Source organism: Streptomyces sp. NPDC028419, assembly GCF_055565515.1.
The window spans coordinates 112,996-122,135 of record NZ_JBVHUE010000010.1 but is presented as its reverse complement, the minus strand read 5'-3'; the positions used below and the strand labels follow the sequence as shown (position 1 = coordinate 122,135).

Genomic DNA, 9,140 nt, shown 5'->3' with positions numbered 1-9,140 from the left:
TGTGCCTTCCTTGGGGGCCCCCCCCGCAACACATTTTTTGTTACGCCGGGTCTCGGTGGGTCGGGGTGCGACCGGGGGTCCCCCCCCCGTTGCGTTCCCCCCCCTCTCGCGTACCCGTCGCTACGCGTACGTGCCCAGGTCGCCGATGACGGAGAAGCCGAGCCCGTAGGCGCTCATCCCCCGGCCGTAGGCGCCCAGGTGGACGCCGCCCGGGGTGGAGCCGGCCAGCACCCAGCCGAACTCCGACTCGCGGTAGTGGAAGGGCGTGGGCTCCCCGTCGACCGGCAGGGAGAGCGTGGACCAGTCCTCGCCGCCGAGGTCGTCGGCCAGCTCCCAGGCGGCCTCGGTCTGCTGGTCGAGCCAGTCGCCGCGCAGGGTGTGGTCCATCTGGCCGGGCCAGGTGAAGGCCAGCAGCCCGGAGCCGGCCAGCCAGGCCGCGGAGGAGACCGAGGTGGCCTCCAGGACGCCGGTGCCGTCGGCGCTGCGGCGCAGCGGGTTGCTCGCGACGGTGACGACCACCGCGAAGCGCTCCTTCTCGCCGGTGGCGATCTCGCCGCGGACCGAGGGCTCGTCGCCGTGGCCGGTGGAACCGTGCTCGACGGTTCCGTCGGCGGCCGTGCCCACCTGCATGAGCCAGCGGGGGCCGGTGAAGGCCGCGTCCAGCCCGTACCAGGGGAAGGAGGCCCGCAGGTAGCCCTCGGCGGCCCGGCGGGCGCTCGGGACGGGCATGGACGGTGCGGGGGCGGCCCCGGCCTGCGGGGGCTGCGGGGCCGGTGCGGCCTGGGGAGCCTGTGCGTCCTGGGGAGCCTGTGCGGCCGCCTCGGCGGCGGCTTCCGGGGTGGTCGGGGCGGGCGCGGTGTGCGCCTCGGCGGACTGCGCCCCTACCCGACTACTGCTCGTCGTCTCCATCGGTGCGGCCTCTCGTTCCGTGGGACCCGGAACGACCCTCCCCCCTGCTGCGCTGGGGGGACCCCCTCCCTGGGGCGTCGGCGTCCGGACAGATGGAGAGGATAGCCATCGGACCCCGCGCCGCCCGGCAGGCCGAGGTGTCAGGCGGGTCAGGTGGCGTCGGCGTCGAAGGGGGCGCGCTGCTCCGGCGCGGGCGGCGCGGCCCGCTTCACCAGGTCGGGCCCGCCCGCCGCGGGCGCGGCGCCGGCGGCCGGCGCGGCCGGGGCGTCACCGGGGACGGGGTCCGCTTCCTTGCTGTTGACGGCGTCCGTGACGTCGTTGAGCTCCTTGCGCAGGTCGAAGCTGCTCCGGATCTCCTTGAGGTCCTCGTTCTCGGTGAGCTGCTTGCGGATGAAGGTCTTCGGATTCAGGTCCTCGAACTCGAAGTCCTTGAATTCCGGACCCAGTTCCGAGCGGATGTCCTGCTTGGCGCTGTCCGAGAACGCCCGGATCTTGCGGATCACGCCGGACACGTCCTGGATCACCTTCGGGAGCTTCTCCGGGCCGAAGATGAGGATGGCCAGCACCACGATGGTGACCAGTTCGAGTGCGCCTATGTCGTTGAACACGTTGCCGCTCCTCGGCTGTCATCCTGCGGGCCTGGACCACGGTACCCGGCCGGCTCCACGGGCCGACACCTCGCTCCCCGTTTCCCCTGCCGGTCATCCACTGTTCGCCGAACCCAGTACGAGTTCCAGCGTGCGCTCCTTGCCACCGCGCAGCACGGTGAGGCCGAGCGGGTCACCCGGCCGGTGGGCCCGCACCTTGATGATCAGCTCGTCCCCGCCGTGCACGCGCTGACCGTCCACCTTGATGATCACGTCACCGGACACGATCCCGGCGCGGGCGGCGGGGCTGCCCGCCGGGACGGCCGGCTTGCCGTCGGCCGCCTTGTCCCCGACCCGGGCGCCGTCGCCGGTGTACTTCATGTCGAGCGTGACGCCGATGACCGGGTGGGTCGCCCGGCCGGTGCGGATGATCTCCTCGGCCACCCGCTTCGCCTGGTTGACCGGGATGGCGAAGCCGAGACCGATGCTGCCGCTCTGGCGCGCCGGGTCCTTGTCGCTCGCGTCCTGGTCCGCGCCGCGGATCGCGCTGTTGATGCCGATGACCCGGCCCAGGGAGTCGAGCAGCGGGCCGCCGGAGTTGCCGGGGTTGATGGGCGCGTCGGTCTGCAGGGCGTCGACGTAGCTGACGTCGCTGCCGTCCCCCTTGTCCCCGCCCGCGGTGATGGGCCGCCCGGTGGCGCTGATGATGCCCGCGGTGACCGTGTTGGACAGGTCGAAGGGTGCGCCGATGGCCACCACCGGGTCACCGACCTTGACGTTCTCCGAATTGCCGAGGGCCAGCGGCCGCAGGCCGCGGACCCCGTCGACCTTGACCACGGCGAGGTCGTAGCCGCCGTCCCGGCCCACCACCTCGGCGCCCACGCTCTCGCCGGTGCTGAAGGTGACCGTTATCCGCCGGGCGTCCGCGACGACGTGGTTGTTGGTGAGGATGTGGCCCTGCCCGTCCAGCACGAAGCCGGTGCCGGTCCCGTTGCCCGCGCCGCCCGCGACGTGCAGGGTGACCACGCCGGGCAGGGCGGTCGCGGCGATGCCGGCCACGCTCTCGGGGGCCCGGCCCTTGGGCTCCACCCCGGCCTGGGGCAGCTCCAACCGGGTGCTGCTCTGCCGTTCGGCCAGGACGCCGAGCCAGGCGCCGACGCCTCCGGCGAGCAGGGCGCTGCACACGGCCAGGGCCACCAGGTGCCGCATCCGGATCCCCGGACCCTCCTGGCCCGCGTCCGGCAGCTGGTACGGGGCGGTGCTCCAGGGGTCGTAGCGGGGCGCGGGCGCGTCAGCGGGTACGTCCTCGGGGGCTTCCCCCTGTGCCGTGAGCGGCGCCGCCGCGGTGTCCCGCGGTTCCTCGCCGCCGGTCCGGGGGCCCGGTACGCGGTGCTCCTGCGCGCCGGTCCCGTCGGGGCGGCTCCACCACCGAGGGGCCGGCCGCGCTGGAGCCGGATCGGTCGGAGGGTGGGTGTCGGACATGAGCGCTCCCCGCGTGCCTCGCGCGCCCCGCCGGGCGCACCTGGCGAGGATTCAACCAGGTCGCCCCGCGGGACGGCAGAGGCGGGCGGGGCTATCACCCCCGCGCGCCGGCACCGCGCCTCAGCGGGTGAGCGACACCGGGCGCGGTGACAGGCTCGGCGCCACGGGCGGCAGCGGCGTCGCACGCGGAGCCTGGGGTTCCAGCACCGACGTCAGCCGGGGGCCGAGGGTCGCGCTCCCGGCCGGGGCCCGGGGCCGGTCCCGGATGACCGCGTCGACCACGGACAGGGCGCCGCCGGTGGCACCCGGCTGGGTGGCCGGGGTGACGCTGGCACCGCCCTCACCACGGGCGTTGGGCTCGAACTGGTCCAGCGGCAGTGCGCCGCCGAGCGCGAGGGCGGCGAGCGAGACGGCTCCCGCGGCGACGAAGGCGAACCGACGGCGGGGGCGGCCCACCTCGTGTATCCGGAAGCCCTCTTGCGGGCGGGGCGCCTGGAAGGCGTACCCGAAGGTGGCGAAGGGATCGGTGGCGCCGGCACGGGTGGTCGGGGCGGGCGGTCCCGGCGGGGCGGCGGGACCGTCGGATCCACCTCCCGGCAGGCCCTGGAGCCGGGCGAGCAGCCCGGCGGAGAGCGGCGGCGGCGCGCTCTCGACGAAGAGGGTCTTCAGCCGGCGCTGGGCGTCGGCCTCGGCCTTGCACTTGGCACAGGTCGCCAGATGGGCGAGGACGCGCTCGCGCACGTCGTGGCTCAGCTCCCCGTCCACCAGGGCGGCGAGCCGGTCGCCCAGGTGGTGTTCCGCTGCGGACGGACTGACTCCGCTCACTCCACTCCGCCCTCTCCCCCCACGAACGGGGCGCCCACGGCCACACCCGCCAGCGCACGCTGCTCCGCCCGCGCTTCGGGGGAACGGTGCTTGAGCGCCTTGCGCAGGTGCGAGCGGCCACGGTGGATCCGGCTGCGGACGGTGCCGAGCTTCACGCCGAGGGTGGCGGCGATCTCCTCGTACGACAGACCTTCGATGTCGCACAGCACCACGGCGGCGCGGAACTCCGGCGCGAGGGTGTCCAGCGCCTGCTGGACGTCCGCGTCGAAGTGCGTGTCGTGGAGCACCTGCTGCGGGTTGGGCTCGCGGCTCGGCAGTCGCTCGGCGGCGTCGTCGGCGAGCGCGTCGAAGCGGATCCGCTGCTTGCGGCGCACCATGTCCAGGAAGAGGTTGGTGGTGATCCGGTGCAGCCAGCCCTCGAAGGTGCCGGGCGTGTACGTCGACAGCGAACGGAAGACGCGGACGAAGACTTCCTGGGTGAGGTCCTCGGCGTCGTGCTGGTTGCCCGTCAGGCGGTACGCCAGCCGGTAGACCCGCGCACTGTGCGTGCTGACGATCTCCTCCCAGGAGGGAGGGGTCCACGCCTGGGAGCCCGCATCGGCGGCAAAGGTCGCGGTGGTTGCGGTGGCAGCGGTGTGGATACGGTCAGCGGTGTTGATCACGGATTTCGGCTCACCCGCCGACCAGAAGAGGCGTCTGATGACGCCGCCACGATCCACAGGCGCAGCCGCACCTCCCCTGTCGGCTCTGGTGGTGTCCAGTGGAGCCCCTACCATAGCCACCCCTCCCGTCAGCTCTGGATAAGCATTTTTGCAGTAACTTTGCACGGGTCCGAGGTCCTTGACCGCCGATCTGCCCGGCGCCGTCCCCTCTATCCCGCCTCTTCCCCTCACAACGCCCGGTCCCATCTGCGGGTTCCCGACGTCAGCGGATACAGTCACCGTTGCGCCAACTATGGGGACAGGAGAGGGTCATTAGCGGCAACCGGCAGACGAGCTGGGCGTTCGCCGACGCGTTTGTCGCCGAGGACGACGCTCTGCGGTGGGCCCGCGACCGGGCGAGGGAAGCGGGCTTGCGCTCGGTCTCCCCCGGCACCGGGGCCGCGCTGCGCCTGTTGGCCGCCACCGCGGACGCCAAGGCGGTCGCGGAGATCGGCACCGGTACCGGTGTCTCCGGCATCCACCTGCTCCACGGACTGCGCCCCGACGGGGTGCTGACGACCGTGGACCCCGAGCCGGACCGGCAGGCCTTCGCCCGCCAGGCCTTCCGCGCCGCGGGCTTCGCGGGCAACCGCGCGCGCTTCATCCCCGGCCGGGCCCTGGACGTCCTGCCGCGGCTCGCCGACGGCGGCTACGACCTGGTCTTCTGCGACGGTGACCCGGCCGAGTCCCTCGACTACCTCGCTGAATCGTTGCGCCTGCTGCGACCGGGTGGGCTGGTGTGTTTCGAGGGAGTCTTCTCGGACGGCCGTACGGTCGACTCCTCGGCCCAGCCGGTGGAGGTGCTGCGGGTGCGCGAGCTGCTGCGCACGGTCCGCGAGAGCCCCGCGCTGGAGTCCGCGCTGCTCCCGGTGGGCGACGGCCTGCTGTGCGCGGTACGCCGCTGAGCCGTACGCCGCTGAGCGGACGGCGGGCGGGTTCCGGACATGCCGCTGCCCCGCCGTGGTGACCACGGCGGGGCAGCGGTGAAGATCAGGAAACGGAACCCTGATATCTCAGATAACGCGGACGCGTCAGCCGACGACCTTCTTCAGGGCGTCACCGAGGGCGCCGGCCTCGTCCGGGGTCAGCTCGACGACAAGCCGACCGCCGCCTTCAAGCGGAACGCGCATGACAATGCCCCGCCCCTCCTTGGTGACCTCGAGCGGGCCGTCGCCCGTCCGCGGCTTCATGGCCGCCATGCTCGTTCCCCTTCCTGAATCCAGCTCATCGTCAGCCGACGGCCCCATTCAGGCGCCTAATACCCGGCATCGAACACATTGCTTCCCGCCATTATCCCGCATGTCAGGACCCGATGACCAACATCAGCCGGGAACGCTTGTGCAACGCGCTCGACCAAAACCACTCATTTCGGCGATCCGCCTGCGATACTTCGCCCCCGCCCGGCCCACCGAGCACCCGGTTTGTTTGACCTACATCACATACCCGGTGGCCCGTACGGTCCGCCATGCTGGGACTTCTGCCCGCGACGAAGGGGGATCCCCACCATGTCCGACAGCGTGCTCTACGAAGTGACCGACGGACTCGCGACGATCACGATCAACCGCCCGGACGCGATGAACGCGATGAACACCGAGGCCAAGGTCGCGCTGCGGGACTCCGTCCTCGCCGCCGCGGAGGACTCCGGGGTACGGGCCGTCCTGCTGACCGCGGCGGGCGGCCGGGCGTTCTGCGTCGGCCAGGACCTGAAGGAGCACGTCGGCTTCCTGGCGGCGGACCGCGAGAACGGCTCCACGCTCACGATGAGCACCGTCTCGGAGCACTACAACCCGATCGTGCGGGCGCTCACCACCATGGCGAAGCCCGTGGTGGCCGGGGTGAACGGGGTGGCCGCCGGGGCGGGCTTCGGCTTCGCGCTGGCCGCGGACTTCCGGGTGGTGGCCGACACGGCCTCCTTCAACACCTCCTTCGCCGGGGTCGCGCTGACCGCCGACTCCGGGGTCTCCTGGACCCTGCCGCGGCTGATCGGCCAGTCGCGCGCCGCCGACCTGCTGCTGTTCCCCCGGTCGGTGCCGGCGCGGGAGGCGTACGAGCTCGGCATCGCGAACCGGCTCGTCCCGGCGGAGTCCCTGGCCGCCGAGGCCGCGGCGGTGGCGCGGGCGCTGGCCTCGGGGCCCACGGTGGCCTACGCCGCCCTGAAGGAGTCCCTGGCGTACGGGGCCTCACACGGGCTGGCCGAGGCCCTGGAGAAGGAGGACGTCCTCCAGACCCGCGCCGGCTCCTCCGCCGACCACGCCATCGCAGTAGCCGCCTTCCTCGCCAAGCACCCCCCCGAGTACACGGGCCACTGACCCCACCGGGAGCGCCTCAAACGCCGGCGAGGCTGGAGGGTGACGGGCCCGGCCCGAGCCGACCACACCCAGCCCGCCCGACGAGGTGGGCGCACCAAACCCAGCCCGCCCGGCGATTGAGGGCCCGCCGGAGGCCACACCCAGCCGCAGAACACCGACCCGCGGAACCCCTCCGGGGGCGCCTCAAACGCCGGCGAGGCTGGAGGGTGACGGGCCCGGCCCGGGCGCACCAAACCCAGCCCGCCCGGCGATTGAGGGCCCGCCGGAGGCCCCACCCCGCGGGACGCCCTCCGGGGCGCCTCAAACGCCGGCGCGGCTGGATCGGCGGCCGGGCCGCCGGGTCACTGGTCGCGGGAGACGCAGGTGGCCAGGTGGTCGTTGACCAGGCCGCAGGCTTGCATGAGGGCGTAGGCCGTGGTCGGGCCGACGAAGCGGATGCCGGCCTTCTTCAGGGCCTTCGCCAGGGCCACGGACTCCGGGGTCACGGCCGGAACCTGGGTGGTGCTCCGGGGCGCCGCCGCGGGCCGCTCCGGGGCGTGGGACCAGATCAGCTCGTCCAGCTCCCCCGCCCCCCACCCGGCCAGAACCTTCGCATTGGCCAGCGTCGCCGCGATCTTCGCCCGGTTCCGGATGATGCCCGGGTCGGCCAGCAGCCGCTCCGCGTCCGCCTCCCCGAACTCCGCGACCTTGGCGATCTCGAAGTCCGCGAAGGCCTTCCGGAACCCCTCCCGGCGCCGCAGGATGGTCAGCCAGGACAGCCCGGACTGGAAGGCCTCCAGGCAGAGCCGCTCGTACAGCGCGTCGTCCCCGTGGACCGGCCGCCCCCACTCCGTGTCGTGGTAGGCGACGTAGTCCTCGGTCGACAGCGCCCACGGGCAGCGCAGCCCCCCGTCCGGCCCCGCGACGGCGGCACCCGGCACCGGTGTCACCGCTCGCCCTTGGTCAGGTCGGGCCCGGCCGCGGCCGCCGGGGCCACCCGCGCCGCCTCCAGCTCCGCGATCCGCGCGTCCCGCTCGGCCAGTTCCGCGCCCAGGCGCGTCAGTACGTCGTCCACCTCGGCCATCCGGTACCCGCGCGGCGCCACCGGCAGCCGCAGCGCGTCGATGTCCTCCCGCACCACCGGCCGGGTCTCCGGCAGGCCGTCGGCGACGATCTCCGGATCCACCTCGGGCAGCACCGCTTCGCCGCCGCCACCGATCACCGCGAGGGTGACCCCGGCGACGACCACGACCAGCGCGATCAGCAAGAACCAGAACACGAGCAACTCCCCTGAGAGACTGCGGCCACGGAGTCGATCGTGCCATGAGCCGGCCGCGTCCATGCGCGCGCGGCGGTTAAGGTCGCTGGCGGGGCGGCGAGGGCCGCCGGAGGAGGAAACACGGGATGCTGCGACTGGGCAGGCGCGAGTTCGACACCCACGAGCCCGTGATCATGGCGATCGTGAACCGGACCCCGGACTCGTTCTACGACCAGGGCGCCACCTTCCAGGACCGGCCCGCGCTCGACCGCGTCGAGCAGGCCGTGGCCGAGGGCGCGGCGATCATCGACATCGGCGGGGTGAAGGCGGGCCCCGGCGAGCACGTGGACGCGGCCGAGGAGGCCCGCCGCACGGTCGGCTTCGTGGCCGAGGTCCGGCGCCGCCACCCGGACGTGGTGATCAGCGTGGACACCTGGCGGCACGAGGTCGGCGAGGCCGTCTGCGAGGCCGGCGCGGACCTGCTGAACGACGCGTGGGGCGGGGTGGACCCGAAGCTCGCGGAGGTCGCGGCCCGCTACGGCGCGGGGCTGGTCTGCACGCACGCCGGCGGCGTGGAGCCGCGGACCCGGCCGCACCGGACCTCCTACGAGGACGTGATGGCGGACATCCTGCGCGTGACGGTCGGGCTCGCGGAGCGGGCCGTGGCGCTGGGCGTGCCGCGCGAGTCGATCATGATCGACCCGGGCCACGACTTCGGCAAGAACACCCGCCACTCGCTGGAGGCCACGCGGCGCCTCGGGGAGATGGCCGGGACCGGCTGGCCGGTCCTGGTGTCGCTGTCCAACAAGGACTTCGTGGGCGAGACCCTGGACAAGCCGGTCAAGGAACGACTGCTGGGCACCCTCGCCACGACGGCCGTCTCGGCCTGGCTGGGCGCGCAGGTCTACCGGGTCCACGAGGTCGCGGAGACCCGCCAGGTCCTGGAGATGGTGGCGTCGATCCAGGGCCACCGCCCGCCCGCCGTCGCCCGCCGGGGCCTGGCCTGACGCGGAACGCGGCGGGGGGGGGGGGGGGGGGGGGGGGGGGGGGGGGGGGGGGGGGGGGGGGGGGGGGGTTTTGGCTCTTCCTC

General features: G+C 73.6%; 11 protein-coding genes. 3 read left to right on the top strand and 8 right to left on the bottom strand.

The window, feature by feature from the left end; genetic code table 11:
- Window positions 1–120: 120 nt before the first annotated feature.
- From ACZ4UB_RS14400 to sigE, 5 genes are all read right to left on the bottom strand, one after another.
- Window positions 121–729, bottom strand: a complete 609-nt coding sequence (locus tag ACZ4UB_RS14400; protein ID WP_354379891.1) for a hypothetical protein — start codon at window positions 727–729, stop codon at window positions 121–123.
- Window positions 730–1,058: 329 nt separating this feature from the next.
- The gene (locus ACZ4UB_RS14395; protein WP_468070381.1) at window positions 1,059–1,517 is read right to left on the bottom strand and encodes a sec-independent translocase; all 459 of its coding nucleotides are present in this window, start codon (window positions 1,515–1,517) and stop codon (window positions 1,059–1,061) included.
- Between the two features lie 93 nt (window positions 1,518–1,610).
- Window positions 1,611–2,978, bottom strand: a complete 1,368-nt coding sequence (locus ACZ4UB_RS14390) for a S1C family serine protease (protein ID WP_468070380.1) — start codon at window positions 2,976–2,978, stop codon at window positions 1,611–1,613.
- A 120-nt stretch (window positions 2,979–3,098) separates the two neighbouring features.
- The gene (locus tag ACZ4UB_RS14385; RefSeq protein ID WP_468070379.1) at window positions 3,099–3,803 is read right to left on the bottom strand and encodes a zf-HC2 domain-containing protein; all 705 of its coding nucleotides are present in this window, start codon (window positions 3,801–3,803) and stop codon (window positions 3,099–3,101) included.
- On the bottom strand, window positions 3,800–4,579 hold the full coding sequence (gene sigE / locus ACZ4UB_RS14380; RefSeq protein ID WP_354379599.1) for an RNA polymerase sigma factor SigE: 780 nt from the start codon (window positions 4,577–4,579) through the stop codon (window positions 3,800–3,802). The genes ACZ4UB_RS14385 and sigE overlap by 4 nt, the downstream gene beginning before the upstream one ends.
- Before the next feature lie 167 nt (window positions 4,580–4,746).
- On the opposite strand from sigE, the gene ACZ4UB_RS14375 reads away from it, so the two are divergent.
- Window positions 4,747–5,409 (top strand): O-methyltransferase, encoded by a 663-nt coding sequence (locus tag ACZ4UB_RS14375; protein WP_354379600.1) that lies wholly within the window; start codon window positions 4,747–4,749, stop codon window positions 5,407–5,409.
- 126 nt (window positions 5,410–5,535) lie between these two features.
- Here the strand turns inward: ACZ4UB_RS14375 and ACZ4UB_RS14370 are convergent, their stop codons facing one another.
- Window positions 5,536–5,703, bottom strand: a complete 168-nt coding sequence (locus ACZ4UB_RS14370) for a DUF3117 domain-containing protein (protein WP_069086806.1) — start codon at window positions 5,701–5,703, stop codon at window positions 5,536–5,538.
- A gap of 306 nt (window positions 5,704–6,009) precedes the next feature.
- Between ACZ4UB_RS14370 and chcB the strand changes: the two genes are divergently transcribed.
- Window positions 6,010–6,813: a 2-cyclohexenylcarbonyl CoA isomerase gene (gene chcB / locus ACZ4UB_RS14365; protein ID WP_468070378.1), complete on the top strand. Its 804-nt coding sequence runs from the start codon at window positions 6,010–6,012 to the stop codon at window positions 6,811–6,813.
- A 341-nt stretch (window positions 6,814–7,154) separates the two neighbouring features.
- Here the strand turns inward: chcB and ACZ4UB_RS14360 are convergent, their stop codons facing one another.
- Complete coding sequence (locus tag ACZ4UB_RS14360; RefSeq protein WP_468070377.1) at window positions 7,155–7,733, bottom strand: DNA-3-methyladenine glycosylase I; 579 nt, start codon at window positions 7,731–7,733, stop codon at window positions 7,155–7,157.
- A 5-nt stretch (window positions 7,734–7,738) separates the two neighbouring features.
- The gene (locus ACZ4UB_RS14355) at window positions 7,739–8,077 is read right to left on the bottom strand and encodes a DivIVA domain-containing protein (RefSeq protein WP_354379602.1); all 339 of its coding nucleotides are present in this window, start codon (window positions 8,075–8,077) and stop codon (window positions 7,739–7,741) included.
- Between the two features lie 119 nt (window positions 8,078–8,196).
- Here ACZ4UB_RS14355 and folP point away from each other — a divergent pair, with 119 nt between their 5' ends.
- On the top strand, window positions 8,197–9,057 hold the full coding sequence (gene folP, locus ACZ4UB_RS14350) for a dihydropteroate synthase (RefSeq protein ID WP_468070376.1): 861 nt from the start codon (window positions 8,197–8,199) through the stop codon (window positions 9,055–9,057).
- Window positions 9,058–9,140 lie beyond the last annotated feature (83 nt).